The organism is Pseudomonas sp. E6002 (genome assembly GCF_013385565.1).
Lineage (GTDB): Bacteria > Pseudomonadota > Gammaproteobacteria > Pseudomonadales > Pseudomonadaceae > Aquipseudomonas.
The window spans coordinates 142,801-158,595 of record NZ_JACAPT010000036.1; the positions used below are offsets into that span (position 1 = coordinate 142,801).

General features: G+C 62.2%; 14 protein-coding genes. 5 read left to right on the forward strand and 9 right to left on the reverse strand.

Translation table 11 applies throughout. The annotated features are described in order from the left end of the window. The first annotated feature begins 92 nt into the window (after positions 1-92). Complete coding sequence (gene ggt / locus HX815_RS26935; RefSeq protein ID WP_177029180.1) at positions 93-1,817, forward strand: gamma-glutamyltransferase; 1,725 nt, start codon at positions 93-95, stop codon at positions 1,815-1,817. Here the strand turns inward: ggt and HX815_RS26940 are convergent. From HX815_RS26940 to HX815_RS26955, 4 genes are all read right to left on the reverse strand, one after another. Further along, the gene (locus HX815_RS26940; protein WP_177029181.1) at positions 1,814-3,331 is read right to left on the reverse strand and encodes an FAD-dependent oxidoreductase; all 1,518 of its coding nucleotides are present in this window, start codon (positions 3,329-3,331) and stop codon (positions 1,814-1,816) included. The two genes, ggt and HX815_RS26940, sit on opposite strands and share 4 nt — an antisense overlap. A gap of 141 nt (positions 3,332-3,472) precedes the next feature. Next, positions 3,473-3,994 carry an AAA family ATPase gene (locus HX815_RS26945; RefSeq protein WP_177009475.1) on the reverse strand — a complete coding sequence of 174 codons (522 nt, stop codon included), beginning with the start codon at positions 3,992-3,994 and terminating at the stop codon, positions 3,473-3,475. Beyond that, positions 3,991-4,554 carry a nicotinamide riboside transporter PnuC gene (gene pnuC / locus HX815_RS26950; protein ID WP_003215352.1) on the reverse strand — a complete coding sequence of 188 codons (564 nt, stop codon included), beginning with the start codon at positions 4,552-4,554 and terminating at the stop codon, positions 3,991-3,993. The genes HX815_RS26945 and pnuC overlap by 4 nt, the downstream gene beginning before the upstream one ends. Positions 4,555-4,698: 144 nt before the next feature. Further along, on the reverse strand, positions 4,699-6,333 hold the full coding sequence (locus tag HX815_RS26955; RefSeq protein WP_177009413.1) for a methyl-accepting chemotaxis protein: 1,635 nt from the start codon (positions 6,331-6,333) through the stop codon (positions 4,699-4,701). 229 nt (positions 6,334-6,562) lie between these two features. Between HX815_RS26955 and HX815_RS26960 the strand changes: the two genes are divergently transcribed. Next, positions 6,563-7,393, forward strand: coding sequence for an undecaprenyl-diphosphate phosphatase (locus HX815_RS26960; protein ID WP_003215357.1), 831 nt, complete (start codon positions 6,563-6,565; stop codon positions 7,391-7,393). Next, entirely contained in the window at positions 7,390-7,773 is a 384-nt protein-coding gene (locus HX815_RS26965) for a DUF1294 domain-containing protein (protein WP_003215359.1), read from the forward strand. Before HX815_RS26960 ends, HX815_RS26965 begins: the two co-directional genes overlap by 4 nt. On the opposite strand, the gene HX815_RS26970 is transcribed toward HX815_RS26965, so the two are convergent. After that, on the reverse strand, positions 7,756-8,118 hold the full coding sequence (locus HX815_RS26970) for an MmcQ/YjbR family DNA-binding protein (protein WP_032899493.1): 363 nt from the start codon (positions 8,116-8,118) through the stop codon (positions 7,756-7,758). The two genes, HX815_RS26965 and HX815_RS26970, sit on opposite strands and share 18 nt — an antisense overlap. Then, entirely contained in the window at positions 8,115-9,023 is a 909-nt protein-coding gene (locus HX815_RS26975; protein ID WP_177029182.1) for a LysR substrate-binding domain-containing protein, read from the reverse strand. The genes HX815_RS26970 and HX815_RS26975 overlap by 4 nt, the downstream gene beginning before the upstream one ends. Before the next feature lie 125 nt (positions 9,024-9,148). On the opposite strand from HX815_RS26975, the gene HX815_RS26980 reads away from it, so the two are divergent. Further along, a complete protein-coding gene (locus tag HX815_RS26980) occupies positions 9,149-9,760 on the forward strand; it encodes an FMN-dependent NADH-azoreductase (protein WP_003215366.1) in 612 nt (203 codons plus the stop codon). Between the two features lie 227 nt (positions 9,761-9,987). Next, positions 9,988-11,025: a dienelactone hydrolase gene (locus tag HX815_RS26985; protein WP_008436172.1), complete on the forward strand. Its 1,038-nt coding sequence runs from the start codon at positions 9,988-9,990 to the stop codon at positions 11,023-11,025. Here the strand turns inward: HX815_RS26985 and HX815_RS26990 are convergent. From HX815_RS26990 to HX815_RS27000, 3 genes are all read right to left on the reverse strand, one after another. Further along, positions 11,019-12,203, reverse strand: coding sequence for an MFS transporter (locus tag HX815_RS26990; RefSeq protein ID WP_008436173.1), 1,185 nt, complete (start codon positions 12,201-12,203; stop codon positions 11,019-11,021). The genes HX815_RS26985 and HX815_RS26990 overlap by 7 nt on opposite strands. Before the next feature lie 347 nt (positions 12,204-12,550). Continuing rightward, a complete protein-coding gene (locus HX815_RS26995) occupies positions 12,551-14,140 on the reverse strand; it encodes an ABC-F family ATPase (protein WP_008436174.1) in 1,590 nt (529 codons plus the stop codon). Between the two features lie 162 nt (positions 14,141-14,302). Further along, positions 14,303-15,541 carry an MFS transporter gene (locus tag HX815_RS27000; protein ID WP_177029183.1) on the reverse strand — a complete coding sequence of 413 codons (1,239 nt, stop codon included), beginning with the start codon at positions 15,539-15,541 and terminating at the stop codon, positions 14,303-14,305. Positions 15,542-15,795 lie beyond the last annotated feature (254 nt).

The following is a 15,795-nucleotide window of genomic DNA, read 5'->3' on the forward strand; positions in this document are numbered from 1 at the left end:
CGACAGGCTCTGTCACAAACGCGGCATAACGCTGGGGCTTGGATCGGAAACGTATTACTTTCGAGTTCTTCTAATAAACAGAGTAGCCAGGGATGAAATACCAACCGTTTACCCGAACTTTGATTGTCTCCGCGCTGGTGCTGACTGTCAGCGGCGTGCAGGCGGCTTCCCAGGCCCCGGTGGCTGGCGAAAATGGCATGGTGGTCACCGCCCAGCATCTGGCGACCCATGTGGGCGTGGATGTGCTCAAGGCCGGTGGCAATGCCGTGGATGCGGCGGTGGCGGTGGGCTACGCCCTGGCCGTGGTGTACCCGGCGGCCGGCAACCTGGGCGGCGGTGGGTTCATGACCGTGCAACTGGCCGACGGCCGCAAGACCTTCCTCGATTTCCGCGAAAAAGCCCCGCTGGCCGCGACCGCCGACATGTACCTGGACAAGGACGGCAACGTGGTCCCGGACCTCAGCTCCAAGGGCCACCTGGCGGTCGGCGTTCCCGGCACTGTGTCGGGCATGGAACTGGCGCTGAGCAAATACGGCACCCTCAAGCGCGCCCAGGTCATCGCCCCGGCGATCAAGCTGGCCGAAGACGGTTTTGCCCTGGAGCAGGGCGATGTCGACCTGCTGCACACCGCTACTGACGAATTCAAGAAAGACAAAGACCTGCGCGGCATCTTCCTGCACGGAGGCGAGCCGATGCTGGTGGGCCAGAAGCTGGTGCAGAAAGACCTGGCGAAAACCCTGCGGGAAATCTCCGCCAAGGGCACCGATGGCTTCTACAAAGGCTGGGTAGCCAAGGCGATTGTGGATTCCAGCCAATCAGGCAAAGGCATCATCACCCAGGCCGACCTGGACAAATACAAGACCCGCGAACTGGCGCCCATCGAGTGTGACTACCGTGGCTACCACGTGGTGTCCGCACCACCACCGAGCTCGGGCGGGGTGGTCATTTGCGAAATCATGAACATCCTCGAAGGCTACCCGATGGCCGACCTCGGCTATCACTCGGCCCAGGGCCTGCACTACCAGATCGAAGCCATGCGCCACGCGTACGTCGACCGCAACAGCTACCTCGGCGACCCGGACTTCGTGCAGAACCCGGTCGAGCACCTGCTGGACAAGGATTACGCCGCCAAACTGCGCGCTGCCATCGACCCGCAGAAGGCCGGGATCTCCCAGGACATCAAGCCGGGCGTTTCGCCCCACGAAGGCAATAACACCACCCACTACTCCATCGTCGACAAGTGGGGCAACGCGGTCTCGGTGACCTACACCCTCAACGACTGGTTCGGCGCGGGCGTGATGGCGAGCAAGACCGGGGTGATCCTCAACGACGAAATGGACGACTTCACCTCCAAGATCGGCGTGCCGAACATGTACGGCCTGGTGCAGGGCGAAGCCAACGCCATTGCTCCGGGCAAGACGCCGCTGTCGTCCATGAGCCCGACCATCGTCACCAAGGATGGCAAGGCGGTGATGGTGGTGGGTACGCCGGGTGGCAGCCGTATCATCACGGCCACGTTGCTGACCATCCTCAACGTGATCGACTACAAGATGAACATCCAGGAAGCCGTGGACGCCCCGCGCTTCCACCAGCAATGGCTGCCTGAGGCGACCAATATCGAACGCTTTGCCCTGAGCCCCGACACCCAGAAAATCCTCGAAGGCTGGGGCCACAAGTTTGCCGGCCCGCAGGACGCCAACCACCTGGCGGCGATCCTGGTAGGCGCGCCGTCCCTGGACGGCAAGCCGGTGGGCAATAACCGTTTCTATGGGGCCAACGACCCTCGGCGCAATACCGGGTTGTCGCTGGGCTACTAAAGCCCGCGGATCAGCTCCAGCACCTCGGCCTTCTTCAGCGGGTGCTTCAGGCGTTGCGAGAGCAGCGCCATGGCCCGCTGATGTTCACAGGCAACTACCGCTTCCACTTCGTCGCCCTGGCAGAGCAGGGCGATGAAGTCGTGGCGCTGCAGGTCGCCTTCCACGTGGAGCTGATTCCAGTGGCGGGGGTGGCCCAGCAGTTCAAAGGTCTTGCCGAAGTGATACGTCCAGAAGAACGGCACATCGGCAAACACCTGTTGTGCGCCCAGCATATTGCGCGCCGCCAGCACCCCGAGTTGCTGCGCCACACGCCAGTGTTCGATGCGCACGGGTTGGCCGTTCCATGGAAAGGTCACCATATCGCCCGCCGCCCATAGTCCGGGCGCGACAGACAAACCGGCATCGGCTTTCAGCGACTGGTCCTCGGCTTTTTCCAGCCCCTCGACAAACCCCGTGGCAGGCGTGACGCCGACGCCTATCAGTACCAGGTCTGCGGCCAATCTGTGGCCGTTTTTCAGCACCACCGTCGTCACGTCCATGTGGCCTTCCAGGCGTGCAGGCTCGCTGGCGGTGTGGAATATCACGCCGTTGGCTTCATGCAATTGGCGCAGTGAGGCACCGATGCGCTTGCCCAGTTGGGCCGCCAGCGGAATCTCGTGACGGCCCACCACCTGCACCGTCAACCCGCGCTTGCGTAAGGCGGACGCGGCTTCCAGGCCGATAAAACTGTCGCCGATGATCACTGCGCACGAGCCCGGTTGAGCCGCCTTGACGATACGCGCCGCATCGTCCCGGGAGCGCAACACGAACACGTTGTTGAGTACGGTGCCCGGAATATCCAGCGGCCTGGCTTTGCCGCCGGTGGCCAGCAGTGCGGCGTCGTAGTCGAAATGGCGACCGTCCGCAAGCTCGAGGCGCTTGGCTTGAGGGTCGAGATGGCGCACTTCGCCGTGGATTCGCGACGCGTGGCAGGTGGCCTCGTCCAGCAAGGGCGGTGTTTCCTGCGGCGGCATCTCGCCGCAGATGACGAATTTGCTCAGGGCGGTGCGGTCGTAGGCGGGGTCCTGTTCCTGGTCGATCCACAACAACCGGCCGCTGAAACCCTTGCGGCGCAGCGTGGCCACGGCTGCCGAACCGGCTGCACCGGCGCCAATCACGATAAAGCAGCGCGAATCGTTGGTGTGCGGGGCAACGGGCGAGGGCAGTGCCTCGTCGCCCACACTGACCACGCCGTCGTGAATCTCCACCGGGTACTGCTTGAGCTGCACCAGCGCGGGCGGCTCGCAGACCTGGCCGTCATCCACCCGGAAGGCCGCCTTGTGCCACGGGCAAATGATCCTCCCGTCACAGACCACGCCTTGCTCCAGGGGCGCCCCGGCGTGGGGGCAATCCGCCTGATAGGCACGAACCTCGCTACCCGAACGCACCAGCAGGATGTGATGGGCGGCGGTTTCAACACGAACGCCACGGTCTTCGGGCAAGTTGATCAAGCGGGCAACGATGCGCATGTTCATAGGCCAATCTCCTTTTAAGGATTGACCTGTGCCCCAGGTAGAGGACTGCGTTGACCCGATAACCGGTCTTCAGCCCTGCGTGCCAGAGCGTTGAAAGTGGGCCATGCCTAACGAGCGGTGCATGAAAATCGTCCCCGCCGGTCAATCCAGCAGTTGTTCCACAGCTGAAAAGGCCTGGTCCTGGCGTGCTTGCCAATCCCCACGGATGACCCGTAGCGGTAGATGATGTTGCTCCAGCCAGTCACGACTGGCCTGGAAAAACGCCAGGCGATCGGCAAACTCCGGCTGGCAGCGCTGGCCATCGGCGGTCCACTCCACGTCTTCCGGCGACAGCAGCAGGTGCAGGTCGTAGTGGCGGGCGAGCAGTTCGCTGTCGAGCCACGCCGGGTAGTCGCCAAACAGGGTCTGGCTCCACAGCTTGTTGGTCAGCAGGTTGGTGTCGAGGATCAGCAACGCCGGCTGCGCGGCGCGGGCGGCATCTTCCCAGGCCAACTGGCCCCGGGCGATCTCCGGGATATCCGCCAGGGTGGTATCGCGCTGGTGGTGGTCGATGAAATAACGCACGTATTCGCCCACCATCACCCCGCCAAAATGTGCCTGCAACTGGGCGGCCAGCCAGCTTTTACCGCTGGATTCCGGACCGGCCAGTACCACCACCTTCATGCGTGCAACGCCGGGTCGGCGCGCCATTCACGCCAGCCCTGCACCGCGATCACGGTGAACAAGGCGTAGAGCGCGGCGGTGAGGTACAGGCCTTTGTAGAGAAACAGCCCGACGAAGATCACATCCACGGTGATCCACAACGGCCAGCACTGCACGCGTTTTTGCGCCATCCACATCTGCGCCACCAGGCTGAAGCCGGTCAGGGCCGCGTCCAGCCAGGGTTGGGCGGCGTCGGTCCAGTGGGCCATGGCTGCGCCCAGCAACAGGCTGCCCACAGCACCCACAGCCAGGCCTTGCAGGATCGGTTGCAGGCCCAGGCTGGTGACTTGCCGGCCCTGCTTGACCTCACCGGCGCGGGTCCACTGCCACCAGCCGTAGAGTTGCAGGGCGGCGTAGATCACTTGCAGGAGCATGTCGGAGTAGAGCTTCACATCGAAGAAGATCCAGGTGTACAGCAGCACCATCACCAGGCCGATGGGCCAGCACCACGGGTTCTGTTTAACCGTCAACCAGACAGCGATCACCCCCAGGGCGGCGGCAAACAGTTCAAGCCCGGACATGGCGGTTCCTTGGGGGAGTCGAAGAGGGCGCTGATTGTAACCAATGTGGGAGCGGGCTTGCTCGCGAATGCGGTGAGTCAGCCAACAAATTTGGCACAGATACACCGCATTCGCGAGCAAGCCCGCTCCCACATTTGAGCGGCGTCAGACCTTGAATTGGCGCAGAAGGCTGTCGAGTTGTTCGCTCAGGCCTTTCAAGTGCGCACTCGCGACGCTGGACTGCTGCGCCGCCAGCGCGGTGCTGTGGGACAAGCCGGCTGCCTGGGTGACGTTCTGGTTGATGTCTTCCACCACATGCGCCTGCTGCAACGTGGCACTGGCAATCGAGGCGTTCAGCCCGTTGAGATTACGCAGCGCCTGGCCGATGGCAGTCAGGCTCGCTCCCGCCTGGCCTGCTTGTTCGATGGTCAGTTGCGAGGCCTGGTGGCTGTCGCTGATGACCTTGACCGCTGCCTCCGAATGGCCTTGCAGGCGCTCGATCATCGCCTGGATCTCTGCCGTGGATTTTTGCGTGCGCTGGGCCAGCAGCCGTACTTCGTCGGCCACCACCGCAAAACCACGGCCTTGCTCCCCGGCGCGGGCCGCTTCGATGGCGGCGTTGAGGGCCAGCAAGTTGGTCTGGTCGGCAATCGAGCGGATCACTTCCAGCACGCCGCCAATCTGCGTGCTTTCAGTCGACAGCGTCCGGATCACCTCCACGGCCTGGCTGATGGTGCCGGAGAGCTGGTCGATCCGTTGCAGGCTGCCATCGATATTGAGCTGGCCCTGTTCGGCCTGCACCTGGGCATCGCGCATTTCGCTGGCGGCATGCTCGGCATTTTTGGCCACGTCCTGTACGCCATAGGTGACTTCATTGATCGCCGTCGCCACCAGTTCCATCTGCTGCGATTGCTGTTGGCTGCGGTCATGGGCATCGCTGGCGTTGCTGCCCAGCTCGGTGGACGACTGGCCCAAGGCGTTGGCGCAGGTCTGCAACTGGCCTACCACCTGCCGCAGCTTGGCGGTAAAGCTGTTGAAGTGCCGCGACAATTGAGTGACTTCATCCTGGCCATGGGTGTCGAGGGTGCGGGTCAGGTCGCTTTCGCCACTGGCGATATTGGCCATCGCATTCACTGCCTGCTGCAACGGGCGCACGATGCTGCGGGCGATCAGCACCACCAGCAGGGCCATGATCAGCGCGATCACCAGGCCAACCACCGAGGCTTTCCACACCTGGCCGCGGAACTCGCCTTGCACGTCATCGACATACACGCCGGAACCGATGATCCAGCCCCAGGGTTCGAACAGCTGTATATAGGAGGTCTTGGCCACCGGCGCATCGGCGCCGGGCTTGGGCCAGCGGTAATTCACCATCCCGGCGCCCTTGGCCTTGGCCAGGATCACGAACTCGTTGAACACCGCAAAGCCGTCCGGGTCACGGATGGCCGAAAGGTTCTGGCCGTCGAGCTTGGGGTTGGCCGCGTGCATGATCATCACGGGCGTGAGATCGTTGATCCAGAAGTAGTCGTCCTTTCCGTAGCGCAAGCCACGTACCGCGCTCAAGGCTTGCTTCTGCGCCGCTTCACGGCTCAGGACGCCACTGGTTTCGAGGCTGTGATAATAAGTCAGGATCCCGCTGGCGGTTTGCACCACGCGCTGGGTCTGCTCACTCTTGGCCTGGTACAGGTCGCCATGAATCTGCTTGAGCATAAGCAGGCCGAGGGTTAGCAGCATCAGCACGGCGACGATCAGGATCAGCCAGAGGCGCCGGCTGATAGACATATTGCGCAAACTGTTCATGGTCCTGTCACTCCGTGTTCTTATAATTTTGGGTGCTGCATCGACATTTCCGGCTTGTCTGATAGGCTTTCGGCCCAGAATCAAAAAACCTGAGTCCTGCCTGATTTTTCACGGAATTTTCGCAGTTCGGCCTTGATTATTTGCGCTGTGCTTGCAGCGCACTCTTCGTTAGTGAACGTCTAAAAAATATCAACGAGGCATGCCGTGGGCATGACCTTTGGGGGAATCGATGGATCTTTGGACCGCCGTACAGGCACTGATACTCGGCGTTGTAGAGGGGCTGACGGAGTTTTTGCCGATCTCCAGTACCGGGCACCAGATTATCGTGGCCGACTTGATCAACTTCGGTGGCGAACGCTTTGAAGCGTTCAATATCATCATCCAGCTGGGCGCGATCCTGGCGGTGGTGTGGGAGTTTCGACGCAAGATCCTCGACGTGGTCATTGGCTTGCCGACCCAGCGCAATGCCCAGCGTTTCACCGTCAACCTGATCATTGCCGTATTGCCGGCGGTGGTGCTGGGGGTGATTTTCGCCGACCTGATCAAACACTACCTGTTCAACCCGATCACCGTTGCGGCGGCGTTGGTGGTGGGCGGCGTCATCATGTTGTGGGCCGAGCGCCGCCAGCATGAAGTGCACGCCGAAACCGTCGACGACATCACCTGGAAGGACGCGATCAAAGTCGGCTTCGCCCAGTGCCTGGCCATGATCCCGGGCACCTCGCGCTCGGGCGCTACCATCATTGGCGGCCTGTTGTTCGGCCTGTCACGCAAGACCGCCACCGAGTTCTCGTTCTTCCTGGCGATGCCGACCATGGTCGGCGCAGCGGTGTATTCGGGCTACAAGTACCGTCACCTGTTCCAGCCGGATGACCTGCCGGTGTTTGCCATCGGCTTTGTCACCTCGTTCATCTTCGCGATGATCGCGGTCAAGGCGCTGCTCAAGTTCATCGCCAGCCACAGCTACGCGGCGTTCGCCTGGTACCGGATCGCCTTCGGCCTGGTGATCCTGGCCACCTGGCAGTTCGGCTGGATCGACTGGTCGGCCGTCAAGCCATGATCATCCAGCATCCGCGCTTCAAGGCGTTGGTGTTTGCACTGTTGTGCGCCGCGCCGCTGTTTGGTGCGGCGCTGCTGGGGTACCGCGGGGTTTCGCTGATCCCGCTGGTGGCCTATGGCGTGGTCAGCGTGGTGGCGTTCCTGCTGTACTGGAGCGACAAGCGCAAGGCTCGCGAAGACAGCTGGCGCACCCCGGAAAACGTCCTGCACGCGGTGGAGCTGGCAGGCGGTTGGCCGGGGGCGTTGATTGCCCAGCAGGTGTTCCGCCACAAGACGCGCAAGGTGTCTTATCAGGTGGTGTTCTGGCTGATCGTGTTGCTGCACCAGGTGTTCTGGATTGATCAGCTGTTCCTGGGTGGCACGCTACTCTCGATCTTCTAGCAACAAGCCGACCTGCGTGCGCTTGGGCAGCTTGCTCACCACCAACTGGTGGGAGCGCTGCAACAGGCCACGCAGTTCCTCGGCGCCCAGCGGGTAGGGCGTTTCCATGATGATCCACTGCGCCCGCGCCAGGTACGGCGCCGGGTGGATGCCGGGGCGATCCACATGGCCCAGGAACAGCTCCTTGTCGACCTTGAAGGCCAGCGAGTCGCCCCGCAGGTTCTGCAAGGCAAACATCTTGTTGCCGGCAATCGAAAACACCCGCACGCCACCCCATTTGTAATCTTCCCGCGCGCCGGGCAAGCCCAGGCAAAACGTGGCGACTTGTTCTTCGGTCATTCTCATAGCAAACGGTCTCCGCAACCTTTGAAGGCGTTATCCAGGTGGTCGATCCAGGCCCGCACGGCTGGCAACACGCCGCGCCGATGTGGGTACACCGCCTGCAACCAGCCGCCCGGCAATGACCATTGCGGCAAGAGCTGCACCAACTGGCCGTTGGCCAATTCCTCCTCGCAATACATCATCGGCAGCACGGTAAACCCCAGGCCGACGAGGGCGCAGGCCTTGCGTACCAGGAAATCATCGATCCCCAGCCGCGCTTCCATCACCAGGTCGTGGCTGCTGCCCTCCGGGCTGAGCATGCGGAAGTGCACCATGCGGTCTGCTTCCAGGGCGCCCAGCACCGGCAGTTGCTTGAGGTCTTCCAGGGTGTCGATCTGCCGCTCACGCACAAAGTCGGGGCTGGCGACAATCGCGGTCTGGGCCTGGCGCAGGCGCTTGGTCACCAGCAGCGGGTCTTCATCCCCAAGCTCGCGCACGCGCAAGGCCACATCAATGCCTTCGGCCACCAGGTCGACGCGGCGGTTGACCAGGTTCATCTCCAACTGCACCAGCGGGTTGGCGGTGAGAAACTCCGCCACCACGGTCTGCAGGAATTGGTGAGCCAGGCCCACGGGGCTGCTGACCCGCAGCCGACCGCGGGGTTCGCTGGACATGCTGGCCACTGCCTCGTCGGCCATTTCCGCCTCCAGCAGCATTGCCTGGCAGTGGCGCAGGTAGCGTTCACCCACGGCGGTGAGGGTCAGTTGGCGGGTGGTACGTTGCAGCAAGCGGGCGCCGAGGCGTTCTTCCAGCTCGGCAATGCGCCGCGACAGCCGCGACTTGGGAATCCCCAGCAGTCGCCCGGCAGCGGCGAAACCGCCGGCTTCCACCACCTTGGCGAAGTAGTAGAGGTCATTCAGATCTTGCATGGTCGGCCTATTGTCCTGTCAGTGGGACGAATAATCGCATATTGCCTGACTAATCGCTGATTGGTTTCATCTGTAGGCTTATTTCCATTCCGTCGCCCTTGGCGATGCTTACTTGGAGATTAACCATGAAACTGTTGCATATCGATTCCAGCATCCTCGGCGACAACTCGGTCTCCCGTCAGTTGAGCGCAGGTGTCGTCAAGACCTGGCAGGCGGCCGAGCCAGGCGTTGAAGTGACCTACCGTGACCTGGCCAGCGAAGGCATCAACCACTTTTCCGGCGTGACCCTGGGTGCACTGGGCACCGCTGCCGAGCTGCGTGATGCCGTACAGAAACATGAAGCCGAGCTGAGCGCCAACACCCTCGCCGAATTCCTCGCGGCCGACGCCATCGTCCTGGCTGCGCCGATGTACAACTTCACCATCCCGACCCAACTCAAGGCCTGGATCGACCGTATCGCCGTCGCCGGCCAGACATTCCGCTACACCGAAAACGGTCCTGAAGGCCTGGCCGGTGGCAAGAAAGTCATCATCGTGTCGACCTCCGGCGGCCTGCACGTTGGCCAGCCTACCGGTGTGGCTCACGAAGACTACCTGAAAGTACTGCTGGGCTTCCTCGGCATTACCGACATCGAAATCGTCCGCGCCCACGGCCTGGGCTATGGCGATGAAGTGCGCAGCAAGGCGATCAGCGACGCCAACGCAGTGATCAACGAACAATTGTTCGCCGCAGCGTAAGACTTGTGTAAATTTTGCTGTTCCTCGATATCAATCTGATTCGAGGCGCCTAAACTCTGTATTCTGCTCGCCTGAAAAGCGATCGGAGTACGGAGTTTTTTCGTTTACCCGCTGTCACTACTTTGGCCCAGGTTATGCACGCATGGGTAAACCCTGCCAGTCCGAGCGCCTGAACCATGGATACTTCAACAGCTACGCGGGCTTACGCAACAAAGGTGGACATCCCCATGATGCGTCTTTGTGCAGTCTTGGTTCTCTCCCTGCTCGGCGGCCTGATTTCAGTGCAAGCCGCGCCCGCGCCGCACCCCCATTGGAGTGTGGGCTTCCACCGCATGACCTTTCTCGACCCGCTGGATCTGCAGCCGATGAAAGCCGTCGCGTTCTACCCGTCCACCGGCCTGGAACACACCACTCAGGTGGGCGCTTATCACATCGCCGCCACTGAAGACTCGAAAATCGCCATCGGTCGCTTTCCGATGCTGATGCTGTCCCACGGCAATACCGGCACGCCCCTGGCCCTGCACGACCTCGCCACCTCCCTGGCGCGCAAGGGGTTTGTGGTGGTGGCGGTGCTGCACCCTGGCGACAACTATAAGGATCACAGCCGGCTGGGCACCTTGAGCAACCTGTACGGGCGCCCGATCCAGATTTCCGAAGCGATCACCGCCACCCTCGGCGACCCGATGCTGTCGCCATTCGTCAACGTCGACCAGGTAGGCGTCATCGGTTATTCGGCCGGTGGCGAAACCGCGCTGATCCTCGCCGGCGCCAAGCCGGACCTCGACCGCCTGCGCCGCTACTGCCAGCAACGCCCGGAAGATCGCGACGCCTGCACCACCAAGGGCGAGTTGATCGTCGACCGCGACGACCTGCAACCGCAGGCCGACCCGCGTATCCATGCCTTGATGTTGATGGCGCCGTTGAGCCTGATGTTTGGCCGCCACACCCTGGCGGACGTGCATGTACCGGTGCTGCTCTACAGCGGCGACGGCGACAAGCTGGTGGCCGTGGACAAGAACGCCGAGGCCCTGGCGCGCAAACTGCCGGAGCCGCCGGACTTCAAGCTGCTGGCCGGGGCAGGGCACTTTGTGTTCATGGCGCCTTGCGACGAGAGCCAACTGGCCGCGATGCCCGCCATGTGCACCGATGCCGACGGGGTTGACCGTGAAAGCATACACCGCGACCTGATTTCCGAGGCCGGGCGGTTCTTTAATCACACCCTCGGGCAATCCACCCGGGCGGGCTTGCAGACGGCTGATCAGTAAGCGCGGCGCTTGAGCAGCAACGTCAGGCCCAGGCCGGTGACCGAGAGCAGGGCGGCGCAGAAGAAGATCCACGAGTAGCCCAGGTTCAGCGCCACCGCACCCATCACCGGCCCGGCAATGGCCAGCGCCAGGTCAAAAAACACCGCATATGCACTCAACCCGGCGCCCCGGCTGCTGTTGGGCACCTGCTTGATCGCCTCCACGCCCAGCGCCGGGTACACCAGCGACAAACCAAAGCCGGTCAGCCCGGCGCCGATCAAGGCCACGCCGGTGGACGGTGCCAGCCACAGCAGCGTCAGGCCCAGGGTTTCGATGGTCATGCAGGCAATCGCCGCGGTGAAGCCGCCGAAGCGGTTGATGGCAGAGATAAACACCAGCCGTGACAGGATGAAACACACGCCAAATACCGTCAGGCACCAGGCGGCGCCCGTCCAGCCACGGCTCAAGTAGTAGAGGGTGATAAACGTGGTGAGGGTGCCGTAGCCAATCGATGCCAGACACAGGCTGGCGCCGAACGGCGCGATACGCCCGAATACCGCCCAGAAGGGCAGCCGCTCGCCGCGCACCACGGGCACCGAAGGTTTGTTGCGAATCAGCAGCAGGCCCAGGGCGGAAAGTGCCGTAAGGGCGATTCCGAGGCTGGTGTAGCCGTAGTCGGCAACCATCACCACCCCAAGCGGTGCACCAATGGCAATCGCACCGTAGGAGGCGATGCCGTTCCACGAGATCGATCGTGCCGTATGTTCGGCACCGACCGCGCCCATGCACCAACTGATGGTGCCGACGCCGATCAGGCCCTGCGCGACGCCGAGTAACAGCCGGCCGACAATCAATATGCCGAGGCTCAGCAACGGCAGGCTTTGCACCAGCGTGGCGATGAACGTCAGCACCCCGCTCAGCAGAATCCCGCTCAGGCCCAGCACGATAGCGCGCTTGGTGCCCACGTTGTCCGACATGCGCCCCGCCATGGGGCGGCTGAGCAGCGTGGCCAGGTATTGCGAGCCGATGGTTATCCCGGCGACCACCGCGCTGAAACCCAGCTCACCGTGGACATAGCCGGGGATGACGGCAATCGGCAGGCCGATACAGATAAACGCGATAAACGTGTAGAAAACGATGGAGACGATCTGCAGGGTGATCGACAAGGAACTGGGGGTGGCGGGCTGTGTGGCAGGCATGGGGACTCGTTCGCGGGCGGGCGGTGAGGGCATCATGGCAAGGGCTTGGGGTAAAAGGAAGCAGGCTAACTATATTTGATGATATTGCGGCCCGTGCCTATCCGGCTTTGGATCCATGGGGCCTCCCTGGCCCGGGACGACTAAAGCGGACGCGGTAAAGTGTGGGAGCTGTCGAGCTGTAGCAAGGCTGCGAAGGCGGCGGCATGGTCAATAAAGATGTTGCCTGGCACACCGCTATCGCGGCCTCGCTAAAGCTCGACGGCTCCCACAGAAAAGCAGAGCCATATCCCAAAAAAAAGCCCCATCACACTGGACGGGGCTTTCGCATTTCAAACTACCGGCGGCTCTTAGAAAACCACACCCTGACTACGCAGGTAATCGTCATAAGTCCCGCTGAAGTCGATCACCCCACTCGGGCTCAGCTCGATGATGCGGGTGGCCAGGGACGACACAAACTCCCGGTCATGGCTGACAAAGATCAGCGTACCCGGGTAGTTCTCCAACGCCAGGTTCAGCGCCTCGATGGACTCCATGTCCAAGTGGTTGGTCGGCTCATCCATGATCAGCACGTTCGGCTTTTGCAGGATCAGCTTGCCGAACAGCATGCGACCTTGCTCGCCACCGGAAATCACCTTCACCGACTTCAGGATCTCGTCGTTGGAGAACAGCATGCGGCCCAGGGTGCCGCGAACCACTTGCTCGCCTTCCTTGGTCCAGCGGCCCATCCAGTCGAACAGGTTGGACTCGTCTTCGAAGTCCGAAGCATGGTCCTGGGCGTAATAGCCCAGTTCAGCCGCGTCGGTCCACTTGACCGTACCGGCATCCGGGGTCAGTTCGTTGACCAGGGTACGCAGCAGGGTGGTCTTGCCGATACCGTTCGGGCCAATGATCGCCACGCGCTCGCCGGCTTCAACCTGGAAGCTGAAGTCCTTGAACAGCGTCTTGCCGTCAAAGCCCTTGGCCATGCGATCGACGATGACCGCCTGGCGGTGGAGCTTCTTGGTCTGGTCGAAGCGGATGAACGGGCTGACGCGGCTCGATGGCTTGACTTCGGCCAGCTGGATCTTGTCGATCGCCTTGGCACGGGAAGTGGCCTGCTTGGCTTTCGAGGCGTTGGCCGAGAAGCGGCTGACGAAGGATTGCAGCTCGGAGATCTGCGCTTTCTTCTTGGCGTTGTCCGACAGCAACTGCTCGCGGGACTGGGTCGCCACGGTCATGTATTCGTCGTAGTTGCCCGGGAACAGGCGCAGCTCGCCGTAGTCCAGGTCGGCCATGTGGGTGCAGACGCTGTTCAGGAAGTGACGGTCGTGAGAGATGATGATCATCAGGCTGTTACGCTGGGTCAGGATGTTTTCCAGCCAGCGGATGGTGTTGATGTCCAGGTGGTTGGTTGGCTCGTCGAGCAGCAACACTTCCGGATCGGAAAACAGCGCCTGGGCCAGCAATACACGCAGCTTCCAGCCTGGTGACACTTCGCTCATCGGGCCGTTGTGCTGCTCGATGCCGATACCCAGGCCCAGCAGCAACTCACCGGCGCGGGATTCGGCGGTGTAGCCGTCCATCTCGGCGAAGTCGGTTTCCAGCTCGGCCACGGCCATGCCGTCGTCTTCGGTCATTTCCGGCAGCGAGTAGATGCGGTCGCGCTCGGCCTTGACCTTCCACAGCTCTTCGTGACCCATGATCACGGTGTCGAGTACGGTGAATTCTTCGTAGGCGAACTGGTCCTGGCGCAGTTTACCCAGGCGCACGTTCGGCTCCAGCATGACCTGGCCGCCCGACGGGTCGAGGTCGCCACCGAGGATTTTCATGAAAGTCGACTTGCCGCAACCGTTGGCACCGATCAGGCCATAACGGTTGCCTGCGCCGAACTTGACCGAAACGTTCTCAAATAGCGGCTTGGCGCCGAACTGCATGGTGATGTTAGCTGTGGAGATCAATTACTTTACCTATCAATAGCTTGGAGTGCGCTAATTTGAGCCGGGCCCATTTTGTGGCCCAGGCCAACGGGCATACGTCGGCAGCGACATCAAGGCTTGGGGCCCAGTCGCTGAGCAGAAAAATGGGTGCATGTTGGAATTTGGCGCGCATTGTCGCATATGTCAGGCGGGAGTTGTATGGCGCTGCACGGATGGATTCGCCCGAGTCTCCGGCATTGCCACCCACACCAGCCCCAATGCGACGGCCGCCACGCCGGCCAGGGTCAGGAACGCGGCGTTGTAACCCGCCCACTGCACGACAAAACCTGCCAGGCTGCTGCTCAAGGCCGCGCCGAGGCCGAATGCCGTGGACAGCGCGCCCAGGCTGACATTGAAGCGTCCGGTGCCCTGGGTGAGGTCTTTGACTATCACCGGAAACAGCGCGCCGAACACCCCGGCGCCGACCCCGTCAAGCATCTGCACTGCCACCAGCCAATAAGGATCACTGGACAGCGTATACAACACGCCCCGCAGCGGCAGGATCATGAAACCGGCGAGCAGCAACGGCTTGCGCCCCCACACGTCGGCCTTCACGCCCACCAGCCAGGCCACCGGCACCATCACCAACTGGGCCGCGACGATGCAGGCCGAGGTCAGCGGCGTGGCCATCTGCAGGTTGATCTGCGACAGCTTCTGGCTGACCAGCGGCAGCATGGCCGCATTGGCCAGGTGAAACAGCGCGCAGCAGATGGCAAACAGCATCAAGGGCCTGTTCGCCAGAAGCACGGCCAGCCCCGACGGTTGTTCATGGCCGGTGCCATGCGCAGGGTCGAAACCCCGTGCGACTTCGTGGTCGATTGCCTGGGCTGACACGCAGCTGACCGCGATGACACTCGCCGCAGCCATGACTGCCATCAGATAGAACACCGCCACCGGGCCGAACAGGTAGGCGAACCCACCAGCGAGCAGGGCCGCCACCGCGTTGCCGGCGTGGTTGAAGGTTTCATTGCGGCCGGTGCGCCGGGTAAAAGCGCGCGGCCCGGTGATCCCGAGGGAAATCGCCGAGATGGCCGGCGCAAACACCGAGGCCGCCGCTGCACTGGCCGCCTGGGTCAGCGCCACCAGGCTGAAGGAGCTGACGAAGGGCAGGAGCAGGCAACTGCCAGTCACCAGCAGCGCGGCGATCACGATCACTGCCCGTTTGCTGCGGGTTCGGTCAATCAATGCGCCGGCCGGGGTCTGGGTGAGCAGGGCCGCGATGCCGGCCAGGGTCATGACGACGCCGATGCTGGCGGGGTCCCAGTGGTGCACGGCCAGCAGATAAATCGCCAGGTACGGCCCCAGTCCGTCACGCACGTCCGCCAGGAAGAAGTTCAGGCTGTCCAGGGACAGGGGGTTGCGCAGGTCAGAGCGAGTGGCCATGGCACGGTCTTCAGGCAAGAGGTCGGTAGCAGTAGTGACCCATGGCGTGAAGGTATAGTTTCTGAAGGCGGCGTTGCACTCGTATGGCAATACAAGCAAAAACATTTACAAAGTGGAGCCATTTGCATCGAAAAATAGCGCTGATCGAGGCTTTTTCAGGGCTTTTTATTGTTAACAGTTGAACATCCAATAAGCCTGGCTTATTTTCCGTCCGTTCGCCCTACAGTGAAGGCTCTTTACCGGTTCAAGGATGG